This window comes from Streptomyces sp. NPDC012769, assembly GCF_042901205.1.
Lineage (GTDB): Bacteria > Actinomycetota > Actinomycetes > Streptomycetales > Streptomycetaceae > Streptomyces.
This window is the reverse complement of record NZ_JBIBCP010000002.1, coordinates 829,322-845,022: the sequence shown is the minus strand read 5'-3', so window position 1 is coordinate 845,022 and position 15,701 is coordinate 829,322. Positions and strand designations below refer to the sequence as shown.

Annotated in this window: 15 protein-coding genes; 8 read left to right on the top strand and 7 right to left on the bottom strand. The window is 73.5% G+C overall.

Annotated features, from left to right (window positions below):
* The first annotated feature begins 176 nt into the window (after window positions 1-176).
* The 3 genes from panB to ACFY7C_RS12885 all read left to right on the top strand — a co-directional run bounded on the left by panB (window position 177) and on the right by ACFY7C_RS12885 (window position 3,055).
* Complete coding sequence (panB, locus tag ACFY7C_RS12895; RefSeq protein WP_389648150.1) at window positions 177-1,040, top strand: 3-methyl-2-oxobutanoate hydroxymethyltransferase; 864 nt, start codon at window positions 177-179, stop codon at window positions 1,038-1,040.
* A gap of 162 nt (window positions 1,041-1,202) precedes the next feature.
* The gene (locus tag ACFY7C_RS12890; protein ID WP_389648147.1) at window positions 1,203-2,204 is read left to right on the top strand and encodes an ATP-binding cassette domain-containing protein; all 1,002 of its coding nucleotides are present in this window, start codon (window positions 1,203-1,205) and stop codon (window positions 2,202-2,204) included.
* Entirely contained in the window at window positions 2,201-3,055 is an 855-nt protein-coding gene (locus tag ACFY7C_RS12885) for an ABC transporter permease (protein WP_389648144.1), read from the top strand. The genes ACFY7C_RS12890 and ACFY7C_RS12885 overlap by 4 nt, the downstream gene beginning before the upstream one ends.
* A gap of 99 nt (window positions 3,056-3,154) precedes the next feature.
* Here the strand turns inward: ACFY7C_RS12885 and ACFY7C_RS12880 are convergent, their stop codons facing one another.
* Window positions 3,155-6,427, bottom strand: coding sequence for a BTAD domain-containing putative transcriptional regulator (locus ACFY7C_RS12880; protein ID WP_389648141.1), 3,273 nt, complete (start codon window positions 6,425-6,427; stop codon window positions 3,155-3,157).
* A gap of 219 nt (window positions 6,428-6,646) precedes the next feature.
* Here ACFY7C_RS12880 and ACFY7C_RS12875 point away from each other — a divergent pair, with 219 nt between their 5' ends.
* A complete protein-coding gene (locus ACFY7C_RS12875) occupies window positions 6,647-7,441 on the top strand; it encodes a site-2 protease family protein (RefSeq protein ID WP_389648138.1) in 795 nt (264 codons plus the stop codon).
* Window positions 7,442-7,466: 25 nt separating this feature from the next.
* On the opposite strand, the gene ACFY7C_RS12870 is transcribed toward ACFY7C_RS12875, so the two are convergent.
* Together ACFY7C_RS12870 and npdG are read right to left on the bottom strand one after the other, a co-directional pair.
* On the bottom strand, window positions 7,467-7,640 hold the full coding sequence (locus ACFY7C_RS12870; RefSeq protein WP_389648135.1) for a hypothetical protein: 174 nt from the start codon (window positions 7,638-7,640) through the stop codon (window positions 7,467-7,469).
* An 83-nt stretch (window positions 7,641-7,723) separates the two neighbouring features.
* Window positions 7,724-8,428, bottom strand: coding sequence for an NADPH-dependent F420 reductase (npdG, locus tag ACFY7C_RS12865; protein WP_389648132.1), 705 nt, complete (start codon window positions 8,426-8,428; stop codon window positions 7,724-7,726).
* 101 nt (window positions 8,429-8,529) lie between these two features.
* On the opposite strand from npdG, the gene ACFY7C_RS12860 reads away from it, so the two are divergent.
* A complete protein-coding gene (locus ACFY7C_RS12860; RefSeq protein ID WP_389648130.1) occupies window positions 8,530-9,135 on the top strand; it encodes a hypothetical protein in 606 nt (201 codons plus the stop codon).
* 63 nt (window positions 9,136-9,198) lie between these two features.
* Window positions 9,199-10,548 carry an MFS transporter gene (locus ACFY7C_RS12855; protein ID WP_389648127.1) on the top strand — a complete coding sequence of 450 codons (1,350 nt, stop codon included), beginning with the start codon at window positions 9,199-9,201 and terminating at the stop codon, window positions 10,546-10,548.
* Here the strand turns inward: ACFY7C_RS12855 and ACFY7C_RS12850 are convergent.
* The gene (locus ACFY7C_RS12850; RefSeq protein ID WP_389648124.1) at window positions 10,545-10,823 is read right to left on the bottom strand and encodes a hypothetical protein; all 279 of its coding nucleotides are present in this window, start codon (window positions 10,821-10,823) and stop codon (window positions 10,545-10,547) included. The two genes, ACFY7C_RS12855 and ACFY7C_RS12850, sit on opposite strands and share 4 nt — an antisense overlap.
* A gap of 58 nt (window positions 10,824-10,881) precedes the next feature.
* On the opposite strand from ACFY7C_RS12850, the gene map reads away from it, so the two are divergent.
* Both map and ACFY7C_RS12840 read left to right on the top strand, forming a co-directional pair.
* Complete coding sequence (gene map, locus ACFY7C_RS12845; protein ID WP_389648121.1) at window positions 10,882-11,739, top strand: type I methionyl aminopeptidase; 858 nt, start codon at window positions 10,882-10,884, stop codon at window positions 11,737-11,739.
* A gap of 152 nt (window positions 11,740-11,891) precedes the next feature.
* Entirely contained in the window at window positions 11,892-12,545 is a 654-nt protein-coding gene (locus ACFY7C_RS12840; RefSeq protein WP_389649496.1) for a heme oxygenase (biliverdin-producing), read from the top strand.
* Window positions 12,546-12,548: 3 nt separating this feature from the next.
* Here the strand turns inward: ACFY7C_RS12840 and ACFY7C_RS12835 are convergent, their stop codons facing one another.
* The 3 genes from ACFY7C_RS12835 to ACFY7C_RS12825 form a co-directional block, all read right to left on the bottom strand.
* A complete protein-coding gene (locus ACFY7C_RS12835) occupies window positions 12,549-13,217 on the bottom strand; it encodes a PhzF family phenazine biosynthesis protein (RefSeq protein WP_389648118.1) in 669 nt (222 codons plus the stop codon).
* The gene (locus tag ACFY7C_RS12830; RefSeq protein ID WP_389648115.1) at window positions 13,198-14,046 is read right to left on the bottom strand and encodes a hypothetical protein; all 849 of its coding nucleotides are present in this window, start codon (window positions 14,044-14,046) and stop codon (window positions 13,198-13,200) included. The genes ACFY7C_RS12835 and ACFY7C_RS12830 overlap by 20 nt, the downstream gene beginning before the upstream one ends.
* A gap of 123 nt (window positions 14,047-14,169) precedes the next feature.
* Window positions 14,170-15,693, bottom strand: coding sequence for an HtaA domain-containing protein (locus ACFY7C_RS12825; RefSeq protein ID WP_389648112.1), 1,524 nt, complete (start codon window positions 15,691-15,693; stop codon window positions 14,170-14,172).
* Between the last annotated feature and the right edge of the window lie 8 nt (window positions 15,694-15,701).

Here is a 15,701-nt window from a genome sequence, read left to right as displayed (position 1 = left end):
AACTTGACGGAGTCCTGACCTTTCTTTGCGGCGATGTGATCCCTACGGCGGTGTGAACAGCGCCACGCCGACCCGCCGCGCCGCCCGACTTCCCCGTCCGCCCGGCGAAGTGCCACCATGGACGTGGTCCGGGGACGCCACAGGGCGCCTCGAGATGACAAGAGGAGCCGTTCACCATGACGCTTCAGGCTGCCCAGAAACCGCCCGCCGACAGCAGCAAGGCGCTGTACGGGGGGAAGGGCACCCGCCGCATCACCGTCCACGACATCGCCGCCGCCAAGGTCCGGGGCGAGAAGTGGCCCATGCTCACCGCCTACGACGCCATGACCGCCTCCGTCTTCGACGAGGCCGGGATCCCGGTGATCCTCGTCGGCGACTCCATGGGCAACTGTCACCTCGGCTACGACACCACCGTGCCCGTCACGATGGACGAGATGACCATGCTGTCCGCCGCCGTCGTACGGGGCACCAAGCGCGCCCTCGTCGTCGGCGACCTCCCCTTCGGCTCGTACCAGGAAGGGCCCGTCCAGGCCCTGCGCAACGCCACCCGGCTCGTCAAGGACGCGGGCGTCGGCGCGGTCAAGCTGGAAGGCGGCGAGCGTTCGCTGCCGCAGACCGAGCTGCTCGTCCAGGCCGGCATCCCGGTCATGTCCCACCTCGGCCTGACCCCGCAGTCCGTCAACACCATGGGCTACCGGGTGCAGGGCCGCAGCGACGAGGCCGCCCACCGGCTGCTCAGGGACGCCAAGGCGGCCCAGGACGCGGGCGCCTTCGCCGTGGTCCTGGAGCTCGTCCCGGCCGAGCTGGCCGCCGAGGTCACCCGCTCCCTGCACATCCCCACCATCGGCATCGGCGCGGGCGCCGGCACGGACGCCCAGGTCCTCGTCTGGACCGACATGGCCGGCCTGACCGGCGGCAAGGTGCCGCGCTTCACCAAGCAGTACGCCAACCTGCGCGAGACGCTGGGCGACGCCGCCCGCGCCTTCGCGGAGGACGTGACCGGCGGGGCGTTCCCCGCCGAGGAGCACACCTTCCACTAGAGCTCCTCGCCACCAGAGCCCCTGTGGCACCACCGACAGCCCGCCGACCGTCCCCCGTCGGCGGGCTGTCGACATTCCGCGGGCGACCACCGACAGCCGTGGACACGCTGCCGGCGGTGCTGTCGGTCGGCTGTCGGTGCGCTGTCGGTGGCGGCCTGTTCCATGGTGGCCATGACGCGATCACTCACCAACGCCGTCGAGGTACGGGGCCTCGTGAAGCACTTCGGCGCGACCAAGGCCCTCGACGGGGTCGACCTGGACGTCCGCGAGGGCACGGTGCTCGGGGTCCTCGGCCCCAACGGCGCCGGCAAGACCACCCTCGTCCGCTGTCTGTCCACCCTCCTCGTCCCGGACGCCGGGAGCGCCACCGTCGCCGGCTACGACGTGGTGCGCCAGCCCCGGCAGCTGCGCCGCACCATCGGCCTCACCGGCCAGTACGCCTCCGTCGACGAGAAGCTGTCCGGCTGGGAGAACCTCTACATGATCGGGCGGCTGCTCGACCTCTCCCGCAAGGACGCCCGCCGCCGCGCCGACGAGATGCTGGAGCGCTTCTCCCTCACCGAGGCAGCCAAGCGCCCCGCCATGAACTACTCCGGCGGCATGCGGCGCCGCCTCGACCTGGCGGCCTCCATGATCGGGCAGCCCGCCGTGCTCTACCTGGACGAGCCGACCACCGGCCTGGACCCGCGCACCCGCAACGAGGTGTGGGACGAGGTCCAGCGGATGGTGGCCGAGGGCGCGACCGTGCTGCTCACCACCCAGTACATGGAGGAGGCGGAGCAGCTCGCGAGCGAGCTGACCGTCATCGACCGGGGCCGGGTCATCGCCAAGGGCGGTGTGGACGAGCTCAAGGCCAAGGTCGGCGGCCGCACCCTGAAGGTCCGGCCGGCCGACCCGGCCGATCTGTCCGCCATGGCGTCCGCGCTGCGCGAGGCCGGTCTCGACGGGATCGGCGGCGTGACCGTCGTCCCCGACGAGGACACCCTGTACGTGCCGATCCTCAGCGACGAGCAACTGACCGCCGTGGTCGGCGTGTTCGGTGCCCGCGGCTACGGCATCGCCCACATCGGCACGCACCTGCCCAGCCTGGACGAGGTGTTCCTCGCCATCACGGGCGAGAAGACGCACCCGTCCGACGCGATCCACGAGGAGGTCGCCGCATGAGCACGACCACGACCACGGCCACGCGCCCGTCCGCCCCGGCGCCGGCCCCCGCCAAGCGGGCCGCGACCGACGAGGGCCGGATCGGCCTGCGGGCCAACCTCCGCCACATCGGCGCCCTCGCCCGCCGCAACGCGCTCCAGATCAAGCAGGACCCGGAGTCGATGTTCGACGCCGTCCTGATGCCGATCGTCTTCATCCTGCTGTTCGTGTACGTCTTCGGCGGCGCCATCGCCGGCAAGGGCAACAACGACGTCTACGTCAACTACGTGACCCCGGGCCTCATGGCGATGATGGGCATGAACATCGCCATGGCCGTCGGTGTCGGCATCAACGACGACTTCAAGAAGGGGGTCATGGACCGGTTCCGGACGATGCCGATCGCCCGGTCCTCGGTCCTGATCGCCAAGATCGTCGTCGAGGTCGGCCGGATGCTGATCGCCACCGCGATCCTGCTCGGTACGGGCTTCCTGCTGGGCCTGGAGATCCACACCTCGGTCCTCCACCTCTTCGCCGCCATCGGCCTGTCGATGGTCTTCGGAGCGTCGCTGATGTGGATCTTCATCCTGCTCGGGCTCACCCTGAAGACCGCCCAGGCGGTCCAGGGCATGGCGATGCTGGTCCTGATGCCGCTCCAGTTCGGCTCGTCGATCTTCGCCCCGACGACCTCGATGCCGGGCTGGCTGGAGACCTTCACCGACTACAACCCGCTGTCCAACCTCGCCGACGCCGCCCGCAATCTGATCAACGGCGGTCCCGTCGCCCACTCGGTGTGGATGACGCTCGGCTGGGCCGCGGCCATCACCGTGGTCACGGCGCCGCTCGCGGTCGCCAAGTTCCGCAAGAAGACCTGACCCGGGACGGGACTCGGAACGGGCACCCGGGACGGCGGTCCGGGACGGCGGTCCGGGACGGCGGTCCGCGACGGCGGGGGATCCGGTACTCGGCGCGCCTCAGATCGCGTCGGCGCGTGCGAGCAGGGCGGCGGCCTCCTCCAGGGAGAGGCCGCCGCCCTCGGCGTACGCGGCCGCGAAGGCGGAGTCGTCGGCGAGCGCGGCGCGGGCGAGCTCGGTCGCCCGCGCCACGTTCTCCCGCTCCATCGGCGGGGGCAGGTGCCCGGGCGGCTGCAGCCCCTCGTACGCGCCGAGCAGGACGGCCGCCGTGCGGACCGACGGGCCGCCGAGCCCGGCCAGCGCCCAGGCGGCGGTGACGAGATGGACCGCCGGCATCTGCGGGGCCACCATGATGGACAGCGCGTCGAGGGCGCGGCCGTACGCCCGCCGGGCCAGCTCGAACGCCGAGGCGTACCGTCCGTCGAGGTTGTCCACCCAGGCCAGGCTGCCGAGCGTGAAGCCCTCGAAGAGGGAGAAGGTCTCGGAGCGGAACTCGTCGAGCAGCCGCCGCAGATGGGTGCGGGCCTCGGCGGTCCGCCCGGTTCGGCCGAGCAGCAGCGCCAGGAAGATCCGCGCGGCGAGCATCGGTTCGTGGCCGCGTCCGTACTCGCCGTCCACGATCTCGCGCAGGATGTGCTCGGCCTCCTCGCGGCGGCCGGTCTCGATCAGCATGTCGGCGTACCGGGCGCGCAGGAGCGCCATCTGCGACTGGGCGCCGATGCGTCGCGCGTAGCCGATGGCGGCCTCGAAGTCCTGGGCGGCGCCCAGGAACTCGAGCCGTCGCTCGCGGGCCTCGGCGCGTGAGGACAGCGCCTCGGCGGCACCCCACGCGTCGTCGAGCCGCACGAAGATCTCCAGGCTCTCCTCGGCGTCGGCGGCGGCCCGCTCGGCCAGGTCGGTACGGTTGGCGAGCATGTTGGCGCGCAGCTGGAGGGCGTGGCCGAGTTCCCAGTCGTAGCCGTTGCGGCGGCAGGCGGCCACATGGTCGTCGAGGGCCTTGCCCATGAGGCCGGGTTCGGCGATGAGGAGGACGGCGAAGACGGCGAAGGAGCCGGGCAGCCGGCAGGTCTGCGGGAGACCCGGCGGATACGCGGCGTGGATCCGCCGCAGCCGCGCGACTCCGTCGGGAGTCGTCCACCGGCCGGTCTCGTGGTCCATGTTGAGCAGCTCGACCAGCCGCACCCCGCGTCTGGCCTCCCACACCTGCTCCTCGGTCAGCGGTGGCGGCGCCGCGGTGATCGGCTCGTGCAGCGGTACGACGGGGGCGGCGGGCGGCGCGAAGGGATCGGGCCCGAGCGCGGACACCGCCTCCGCCCAGTACAGCGCGTCGGCCCGCAGGTCCCGCATGGTCCAGTACCAGAGCAGGGAGTGCACCAGCACGAGCCCCTCCTGCTCGTCCCGCGCCTCGACGGCCCGCCGCAGCGCGGTCCGCAGATTGCCGTACTCGACCGTGAACCGCCCGATGGCGGCGACCTGCCGGCCGGTCCGCAGTTCGGGGTCGGTCAGCCGGGCGAGCTCGCGGTAGTACGTGAGATGGCGCCGCTCGGCCACCTCCCGGTCCCCCGCCTCGTCCAGCCGCTCCCCCGCGTACTCCGCGACCGTCTCCAGAAGCCGATACCGCATACCCGCCTCCGTCGGGCCGGCGACCACCAGCGACTTGTCGACCAGCGCACCCAACACGTCGAGCACCTCCGACGCGCCCCCCGGCTCGCCGCACACCGCCTCCGCCGCCTCCAGGTCACAGCCGCCCGTGAAGACCGCCAGACGACGTAGCACCGCACGCTCGGCACCGTCCAGCAGGTCCCACGACCAGTCCACCACCGCGCGCAGCGTCTGCTGACGAGGCAGCACCGTGCGCGCCCCCGAGGTCAGGAGCCGGAAACGGTCGTCGAGACGATCGGCGATCTGGCGAGGGGTCAGCATCCGCAGCCGCGCCGCGGCCAGCTCGATCGCCAACGGCAGACCGTCCAGCCGCCGGACGATCTCCGCCGCCGCCTCCGGATCGTCCGCCACCCGGAACCCCGCCCGCACCGCCGCACCCCGCTCACCGAACAGCCGCACCGCCGTCTCCGGCGGCAACGGCCCCACCGGACGCACCACCTCCCCCGGCACACCCAACGGCTCACGACTCGTCGCCAGCACCGTCACCCCCGGACAACGCGCCAGCAACACCTCCACCAACCCCGCCGCCGCCCCCACCACATGCTCACAGTTGTCCAGGACCAGCAGCATCCGACGCCGGGCACAGTGGTCGACGAGGCGGCCCGTCGGGTCCTCGCCGATGCGGAGTTCCTCGGCGCCGGCGCCGCGCAGCACGGTCTCGCGGGCACCGACCGCGGCGAGGACGGCCTCGGTGACGGCCTCGGGGTCCTTGACGGGGGCGAGTTCGGCGAGCCAGACGCCGTCGGGCCAGTCACCGCCGACCGTCTCGGCGGCCTCCTGCGACAGTCGGGTCTTCCCGGCACCGCCGGGGCCGAGGAGGGTGACCAGACGCGTGGTGCCCAGGTCGTCCCGGAGGGCGGCGATGTCGTCCTCGCGGCCGACGAAGCTGGTGAGCCGGGCCCGCAGATTGCCCACCGCCCGACCGGCCTCGGGCTTCTCGGCCACGGGCGCCGTCGCCTCCAGCAACTCGGCGTGGAGTGCCTGGAGTTCCGGCGAGGGATCCGCGCCCAGCCGGTCGGCGAGCGCGCGGCGGACCGTGTCGTACGCGGCCAGTGCCTCCGCCGAGCGGCCCGCGTCGCGCAGGGCCCGCAGCCGCAGGGCCTGGAGGGGTTCGTCCAGCGGGTGGTCCACGCACAGGGCGTCGAGCTCGGGCAGCACCGCGGCGGCCTCGCCGAGCGCGAGGGCCGCGGTCAGCACGGCCCGGCGGGCGTCGAGCCGGCGGGCCTCCCAGCGGGCCGCCGCGGCCGCGCGGTCCGGGAGGTCGGCGAGGGCGGGGCCCCTCCACAGGGCGAGGGCCTCGTCGAGCAGCCCGGCGGCCCGGCCCGGGCGGCCCGCGTCCAGCTCCCGTATCCCCTCGGCGCAGAGCCGTACGAAGCGGTGCGCGTCGATGTCGTCGGGCGCGGCGGCCAGCCGGTAGCCGCCCTCGGTGGACAGCACCCGCTCGTGGCCGATCGCCCGGCGCAGCCGGCCCACCAGCGCCTGGAGCGCGGCGACCGCGTCGGCCGGCGGTTCGGCGCCCCACACCTCGTCGACGAGGACCCCCACGGGCACCGCGCGGCCGGCCCGCAGCGCGAGCACGGTGAGCAGCGCCCGCACCCGCGGGCCGCCCACGGCCACGGCGGTGCCTTCTGAGGTGTGGGCCCGGGTGGGGCCGAGGACCGAATAGCGCACGGGCCCCATTCTCCGTGAGGCCGGACCGGCCCCGCGCCGCGAACCGGCGCCCATGGCCCGCGCCGGGCGCCGCGACCGCGGGCCCCTCCGGGAACCCGCCTCAGGAACCCGTACGGCCGCCCGGTACGTTTCCCGGAACACAGCACGCCACCGACAGACCACGGCCGGATCACCGTCCGACCGTGCGCAGACGCAGACCGCCGCCCCGGGGAGCCCCGCATGTCCACGACCACCTCGCGCCACGACGAACGGCGGATCAGTCCCGTCTTCCTGGCGATCCTCGCGGTCATGGCCGTCACCGGCTGGGCCGTGTGGACGGACTTCGCGGCCTCTCCCGGCCTCGCCGTCTTCCTCTTCGTGACCTCGGCGTGGATCGTCTCGCTCTGTCTCCACGAGTACGCCCACGCCCGCACCGCCCTGCACGGCGGGGACATCACGGTCGGCGCCCGCGGCTATCTGACCCTGAACCCGCTCGCCTACACCCACGCCGTGCTGAGCATCATCCTGCCGGTGCTCTTCGTGATCATGGGCGGCATCGGACTGCCGGGCGGCGCCGTCTTCATCGACCACGGCCGGATCCGGGGCCGCTGGAAGCACAGCCTGATCTCGGCGGCCGGCCCGCTCACCAACGTCCTGTTCGCCGTCGTCTGCACCGCGCCGTTCTGGCTCGGCGCCCTCGACGGCGTGCCGGTCGTCTTCCGGTACGCGCTCGCCTTCCTGGCGTTCCTCCAGGTGACGGCGGCCCTGCTGAACTTCCTGCCGGTGCCGGGCCTGGACGGCTACGGCGTGATCGAGCCCTGGCTGTCGTACCGGATCAAGCGGCAGATCGAGCCGTACGCGCCGTACGGCTTCTTCGTCGTCATCGCGCTGCTCTTCGTCCCGGCGGTCAACGGCGCCTTCTTCGACGCCATCGACGCGCTGATGCGGGCGCTGGGCGTGCCGGAGCTGTCGCGCTACTGCGGCTCGAACCTCTACCGGTTCTGGCAGGACCAGCCGGAGATCTGCGAGATCTAGTGCGCCGACGGTCGGCCCGCGGCCCCTACGCGTCGCGGGCGATGCGGCCGCGCTTCACGTAGTACCACGCCATGTTCGAGGACAGGCCGGCGAAGAGCACCCAGACGACGCCCAGCCAGCTGCCCTGGACGAAGGAGACGACGGCCGCCACGACGGCGAGGGCGCAGACGGCGAGGGCGTAGAGGGCAAGGCGGGGCATGGGGGTCGGCTCCTGTCCGGTACCGGTACGGCTGGTGGTGCCCGTCCAGTGTCCCCCATGCCCCTTTCCGAACCGGTACCGGCTCAGACGTCCGTGACGCGCAGGCCCGCGTGGGCCTTGTAGCGGCGGTTCACCGAGATCAGGTTGGCGACCAGGGACTCCACCTGGTGGGCGTTGCGCAGCCGGCCCGCGAAGACCCCGCGCATGCCGGGGATGCGCCCGGCGAGCGCCTGCACGATCTCGACGTCGGTGCGGACCTCGCCGAGCACCATCACGTCGGTGTCGATCTCCTCGATCGAGGCGTCCTGGAGGAGGACCGCCGACAGGTGGTGGAAGGCGGCGGTGACCCGCGAGTCCGGGAGCAGCGCGGCGGCCTGCTCGGCGGCGGAGCCCTCCTCGGGCTTGAGCGCGTAGGCGCCCTTCTTGTCGAAGCCGAGCGGGTTCACGCAGTCCACGACGATCTTGCCGGCGAGCTCCTCGCGCAGCGACTCCAGGGTCTTGGCGTGCCCGTCCCACGGCACGGCCACGATGACGACGTCGCTGCGGCGGGCGCACTCGGCGTTGTCGGCGCCCTCGATGCCGAGGCCGAGCTCGCCGGCCGCCGCCCGGGCGCGGTCCGCGGCGCGCGAGCCGATGATCACCTTCTGACCGGCCTTGGCGAGCCGGTAGGCGAGGCCGCGGCCCTGGTCGCCGGTGCCGCCGAGGACGCCGACGACGAGTCCGGAGACGTCGGGGAGGTCCCACGGGTCCTTGGGGGCGGCCTGGGGTGCGGTGGTGGAGGAAGTCATGGCCCCGACATTACTGGCCGGTCGCCTCCGCGACCCCCGTACGGGTGAGTCCGCCTCGAACGTCCGGCCCCGGAGCCCGTCGGGGGGCACCATGCGGCCCCATGGACGCCGTTCGTGTCGCACTGCTGCGTGAGGTCCTCGCCGGTACGGAGTGGCCGGCCGCCGCCCGGCGGTTCGCCGGCTCGCTGCGCTCCTCCGTCGTCCCGCACGGCGGCGGGCTGCTGCTCGTCGGCACGGAGGAGTACGAGCCCTGGCACCTGGCCGCGCACCTCGTGGACGAGTCGGCCTGGTCGGGCAGGCCCGAGCTGGCCCCGACGCTGGTGCGGCACCGGGCGCGGCCGGGCGACCCGGCGCACCTGGCGGTCGGGCTCGGCCGGATCGAGTCGGCCGGGCGCGGGGAGACGCTGCTGATGGTCGCGCCGTCACGGCCCGACGAGGGGCTTCTCGAGCGGGTCCACGACGCCCGCAGAGCGGGGGCGACGGTGCTGTCCCTGGACGCCGGCGACACGGAGCTCGCCGGGCTCGCGCACGAGACGCTCTCGGTGCCGGCGGCCGCGGAGGTCGACCTCGACACCGTCCAGCACCTGGTGAGCGCGGCCACCGGCGAGAACTGCCTGCCGCCGGTGCCGCGCGGCCGGCTGAGCCTCCGCGACCGTCTGTCCCGGCTCGCGGACCACCTGACGGCCCCGCCACCGGCACGGTGGTGACGCCCCGCGCGGCCGGTTAATTCGGTTGCCGCGGGCTGCGGGGCGCGCCGAGCATGAGCCCTCGTGAAACGCCTCGCCCGTCTGCTGCCCGACCTCGCGCCCTGGCGCTCATCCTCCGATTTCCGGCTGCTGTGGGTGCAGGGGCTCGTCACCGTCTTCGCGTCGTTCATGGCCCTGGTCGCGCTGCCGCTGCAGATCAAGGACCTGACCGGCTCTCCCCTCGCCGTCGGGGTGATGGGGGCCGTGGAGCTGGTGCCGCTGGTCGTGTTCGGGCTGTACGGCGGGGCGCTCGCCGACGCGGTGGACCGGCGCAAGGTGATCGTGGCGACCGAGGCGGGGCTCGGTCTGCTGGCCCTGGTCCTGCTCGTGAACGCGCTGCTGCCGAACCCGATGCTCTGGCCGCTGTACGTGGTCGCCGCCGGCGTCTCGGCCCTGGCGGGGCTGCAGCGGCCCGCGCTGGACTCGCTGCTCGCCCGGATCGTGCCGCACGAGCAGCAGACGGCCGCCGCCGCCCTGAACTCGCTGCGCTGGCAGCTGGGATCCATCGCGGGGCCCGCCCTGGCGGGCCTGGTGGTGGCGTACGTGGGGCACGCGGCGGCGTACGGGGTGACGCTGGCCGGCTACGCGCTGTCCGTGCTGCTGTGCCGGGGGCTGTCCCCGGCGCCGCCCGCGCACGACGCCGACCGGCCCTCGCTGCGCGGTATCGCGCAGGGCGCGCGGTACGCGTGGTCGCGGCCGGTGCTGCTCGGCACGTACGCAATCGATCTGGCCGCGATGTTCTTCGCCTTCCCGAACACGATCTTCCCGTTCCTCGCGGACGACCTGGACGCGGAGTGGTCGCTGGGCCTGATGTACGCGGCGGGGTCGGTGGGCTCGCTGGTGCTGGGGATGACGAGCGGCTGGACGTCGCGGGTGCGGCGGCACGGTCTGCTGGTGGTGGCCGGGGCGACCGGCTGGGGGCTCGCCGTCGCGGCGGCGGGCTGGTTCGCGAACGTGTGGGTGGTGCTGCTGTGCCTGGCCGTCGCGGGCGCCGGCGACATGCTGAGCGGGCTCGGCCGGTCGACGATCTGGAACCAGACGATCCCGGAGGAGCTGCGCGGGCGGCTCGCGGGCATCGAGGTGCTCTCGTACAGCGTCGGCCCCCAGCTCGGCCAGATCCGGGCGGGCGGGGTGGCCGGCTGGACGGGGACCCGGACGGCGGTCTGGTCGGGCGGTGTCGCCTGTGTGGCGTCGGTGGGCCTGCTGTGCCTCGCGCTGCCGAAGCTGCTCGCGTACGACGCGACGACGGACGAGGACGCCCTGCGGCGCAAGGCCCAGCAGGACGCCCGGCAGGACGCCCGGCGCGAGGCACGGCAGGAGGCGCAGCAGGAGCTCGGGCAGGAGCCCCGGGCGCCCCGGCAGGCGTCGGCCTAGTCGGGGACCTCGTCCTTGCCCGTCGCACCGCCCGTCCCGTCTCCGGTCGCGTCCCCGGTCGCGCCGCCCGACTTGTCGTGCCAGCGCGGGTCCGTCTCCCACTCCAGGTTCCGCTCCTTGGCGGTCTCCAGGGCGCGGGCGGCCTCCTCACGGCTCCCGTAGGGGCCGAAGCGGTTCTTGGCCGGGCACTCGGGTCCCTCCTCGACCTTCTTGTGTTCCAGGCAGTAGAACCACTCGCCCGGCTTGCCGGCCGTGCGCTTCTTGAACAGGGCCATCCTCGGCTCCTTCCTCCGTCACCATGCTGCCCCAGACGCGGTCGTTAGACTCGCTGACATGTCTGGCCAGTCGCTTCTCGTACCGGGGGAGCTCTCCCCCCACCGTTCCGTTCCCGGGGCCATCCGCCGTCCCGAGTACGTCGGCAAGCCCGCTCCTACCCCGTATTCGGGGCCCGAGGTGCAGGACTCCGACACCATCGAGCGGATGCGGATCGCCGGCCGCATCGCCGCGCAGGCGATGGAGGAGGCCGCCAAGCACATCGCCCCGGGTGTCACCACGGACGAGCTCGACCGGGTCGCCCACGAGTTCATGTGCGACCACGGGGCCTACCCCTCCACGCTCGGCTACCGCGGCTTCCCGAAGTCGCTGTGCTCCTCGGTCAACGAGGTGATCTGCCACGGCATCCCCGACTCGACCGTCCTGAAGGACGGCGACATCGTGAACCTGGACGTCACCGCGTACATCCACGGCGTCCACGGCGACAACAACGCCACCTACCTCTGCGGCGACGTCGACGAGGAGTCGCGGCTGCTCGTCGAGCGGACCCGGGAGTCCCTGAACCGGGCGATCAAGGCGGTCAAGCCGGGCCGCCAGGTCAACATCATCGGCCGGGTCATCGAGTCGTACGCCAAGCGCTTCGGTTACGGCGTCGTGCGGGACTTCACGGGGCACGGCATCAACTCGTCCTTCCACTCCGGGCTGATCATTCCGCACTACGACTCCCCGCACCACACGACGGTGATGCAGCCGGGCATGACGTTCACGATCGAGCCGATGCTGACGCTCGGCACGCACGAGTACGACATGTGGGAGGACGGCTGGACCGTGGTGACCAAGGACCGGAAGCGGACCGCGCAGTTCGAGCACACGCTCGTGGTGACGGAGACCGGGGCCGAGATCCTCACCCTGCCGTGACCGTGACACGTTGCCCCGGCCCGTTCCGTGGGTAGCGTTTTTACCGACAGGTCGTCGGGAACCAGTTGACTTAGGTAAGCCTAAGTCGGCAGGATCGTCCTCGATCGCAGGTTCCCGACCCCCTACGGTCCCGGAGGCACGCCTTGGACACGGTGGACACACCCTTCTCGACGCTCATCCGCACCGCCTCGCACGAGCAGCACACGGAAGCGGAGTCGTCCACGTTCATGAGCGACCTCCTCGGCGGACGTCTGGCCGTCGACGCCTACGCGCGCTACACGGAGCAGCTCTGGTTCGTGTACCGCGCCCTGGAGGACGGCGCCGAGGCCCTGCGGGACGACCCGGTCGCCGGGCCGTTCATACAGCCGGAGCTGTTCCGCACGGCCGCCCTGGAGCAGGACCTCGCCCATCTGCGCGGCCCCGACTGGCGCGCCGGGCTCTCCGCGCTGCCGGCGACACAGGCGTACGCGGCGCGGGTCGCCGAGTGCGCCCGTGACTGGCCGGCCGGCTATGTGGCGCACCACTACACCCGGTATCTGGGCGACCTTTCGGGCGGACAGATCATCCGCGACAAGGCCGAGCGGACCTGGGGCTTCGCGCGCAAGGGCGACGGCGTGCGGTTCTACGTCTTCGACGCGATCACCAACCCGGCCGCCTTCAAGCGGGCCTACCGGGAGCTGCTCGACGGCGTGAACGCCGACGACCTGGAGAAGCAGCGGATCATCGACGAGTGCAAGCGGGCCTTCGACTTCAACGGGGCCGTGTTCCGGGAGCTGGCGGCGGAGTTCCCGCTCAGCGCCGCCTGACGATCACCAGGTGAGGGTCCGCTCCAGGCGGACCCGGCCGCCGAGCTCGACGATGCCGTCGGGGCCCGGGGCGGTGAGCAGCTGCGAGCCCCGGCCCTGGGTGATGTTGAGCGCCCGGCCGAGTTCGGCGGTGAGCAGCAGCGCCGCCGCGCCGGTCGCCTCGTCCTCGTCGATGCCGTCGCCGCGCCCGGGGAAGGCCCGTGCCCGGATCCGGCCGGCGGCCTCCTCCTCCCACGCCCAGGCGTAGATCCACCGGCCGGGTTCCGGCACCTCCAGGGCCTCCACCTCGGCGGCGGAGCCGTACTGGCGCAGGATGCGCGGCGGGGCCCACTCGGCGCGGGCCTCGATCCAGGTGAACTCGCCGTCGCCGCGCGCCCAGACCTCTCCCGCCGGCGGGCACACGACCTCCAGGTCGAGCAGCCAGGCGGCGCCGACCAGCGGGTGCCCGGCGAAGGGCAGGCGCAGTCCCGGGGTGTAGATGTCGACGGTCCCGCGCTCGGGGTCGTCCACGAACACGGTCTCGCTGAAGCCGAGTTCCTTGGCCAGCGCCTGCCGGGCGGCCTCGTCGGGGTACCCGCGCCCGTCGCGTACGACACCGAGGGCGTTGCCGTGGCGGCCGTCGCCCGCGCAGAAGACCCGCAGGACGTCGATGTCAGTGACAGTCGTGTTCATGGCGGAATTCAAGCATCCAGGCGTCCCATGCGGCGGCTCCGCCGGAAATCGGCCAGGTGGGCGTGGGGGCCTCGTCGTACGGGACGGAGGCCAGAGCGGCGGCGTGGGACCGGGTCAGCGCCCGTCGCGCCGGCCCTTGTCCGGGCGGGATGTCCGCGAGCCGCCGCTCGAAGGACGCGGACACGGCCTCGTAGGCGGTGGCTCGGGTCTCCTCGTCCTCGCCGCGTGCCAGCACCACCGCGTCCGGGTCCCGCCCCTCGGCGAGGGCGGCGACCGCGCGGTCGTGGCCGTCGAGGACCAGCCATCCGTCGAACTCCGGGATCGACCACAGCAGTACGGGCGGCAGGACGCCCTCGCGGGCCTGGCGGCGGTACGCCTTGACGCGCGGCGCGTCGGCGGCGGACAGCGGGCGCAGCGGCAGCACGCCGTTCCAGCCGGTGCGGTCGTGGTCCAGGTGGACCGTCGGCCAGTCGCGTACGAGGTCGTCGTGCCAGACGTACGGCGGGAAGCCGGACCGACGGGTGAGGAGCAGGCGGTCCGCGTGGAGGGGCCCGCGGTCGGAGGCCGCGAGGCCGCTCGCGAAGCGGTGCGGCCAGTCGGGGCTCTGCCGGGCCTCGTCGACGCGCAGGGGCGGCAGCGGCGAGCGGTAGCCGTCGCGGCGGTGGACGGTGACCCCGTGGCGGTCCCCGTCGAGGCGGGCGAGGAGGACGGGGCGGGCGCCCTGGCGGAGGAGCATCCGGCCGCCGGGGGCCGTCTCCAGGCGCAGGGCGGGAAGCCGGTCGGCGTGGCCGGTGAGGACGACGGCTCCGGGGAGGTTCTCGCGGCGCATGTCCGCACGCTAGCCCGTGTCGTGTCGTGTCGTGTCGTGTCGTGTCCGGACGGGCGGCAGGGCCGCACCGCCGTTTCCGGGGTGCGGCCCTGCCTGTGGGGGTGGGAGGCGGCGGTGCGGGGGTCAGGCCAGGGCGCGGCGGCGGACGGCGATGACGATGCCGGCGCCCGCGGCGGCGGTGAGGCCGGCGGCGGCGAGCAGGGCGCCGGTGGGGGCATCGGCGCCGGTCGCGGCGAGGGAGCCGGCGCCGCCGCCGACGGTGCCGCCCACCGTGCCGCCGGAGCCGCCCGTCGTGGAAGTGGAGGACGCCGAGCCGGCCGGGGCCGAGGACGTCGGCAGGCCGGCGCCCTTGGTGACGGTGAGGCGGACGGTGACGGGGTCGATGGCGGTGCCGGTCCGGTAGAAGGCCTCGCCGTTCGGGCCGGCGAACTGCGCGGCACCGGCGGCGGTGAGCCTGGCCGGGAGCGCGGCGAGGGTGATCACGCCGTTCCTGGCGGTCCAGTCGGCCTGGGACAGGTCGAGGTCGGCGAAGACGACGTCGTTCTTCGTGCCCTCGGCGGTGGTGACGTCGGCGACCAGGGTGCCCTTGGCTCCGTTCGCCTTCACCTTGACGTCGCCGATGGTCCAGTCGATCCGGTGGGCGGCGCAGGCGAAGCGGAGGGTGCCGGAGAAGGCCGTGTCGGCCTTGCGGGCGCCGGCGGTCACGTCGGCCTCGCGGAAGGCGAAGTCGTAGGCCGAGCCATTGGTCTCGGCGCCCCGGGCGGGGGTGACGGCGCCGCCGCAGGTCTCGGTGACGTAGGAGCGCCAGGACGCCTTCACGCCCCAGGTGAGGCGGCCGTCGAAGACGCCGGCGGGGGCCTTGGTCGGGACCCTTGTCGGGCCCGGGGTGGTGGGAGCCGTGGGCTTCGGCGTCGTGGTCTTCGTGGCGGTCGGCGTGGGGGCCGGGGTCCTGGTCGGGGTGGGCGTGGACGTCGGGGTGGGCGTCGGGGCCGGGGTGGGCCTGGTGCCGCCGGCGGTGACCGTGAGGGTCGCCGGGTCGAGGGCGTCGCCCTCCTTGTAGAAGCCCGCGAACGCCGCCGCGCCGTCCTTCGTCAGCTTCGCCGGTATGTCCTTGAAGACCATGGCGCCACCGGTGCCCTGGCCGGGCCGGACGCCGGTCATGTCGAGCGCGGCGAGCGCGATGTCGTTGCGGGTGCTGACGGAGCCGTCCTTCTCCTTGGTGACGACGTCGGCGGTGATCTCGCCGGTGGGCGCCGCCGAGCCCTTGGTGCTCAGCCGGACGTCCGAGATCCGGATGTCGAGCGCGCCGTCGTGAGCCTCGAAGCGCACCCCGCCCTTGAAGGAGTTGGCGGTGGCGTGGGTGGCCGTGTCGTAGGTGCCGGCGCCGTCGACGAAGGTGAGGATCCCGTGGTTCGGGGCCTGCCTGGCGCCGCCCTCGACGGTGGTCCTGCCCTTGGCGAAGGGCATGGCGAGGTAGGAGCGGAAGGACGCCTTGATGCCCCAGTCGAGGGTGCCGTTCGTCAGCGGCACCGGTGGCGCCGCGGCGTCGGCGGCGACGGCGGGCAGGGCGAGGGCGCCGGCGCCGAGGGCCGCGACGGTGGCGACGGCGGCGGCGAGGGTGACGGGGCGGCGCAGGGGGGTGGCCATGAAGGGTG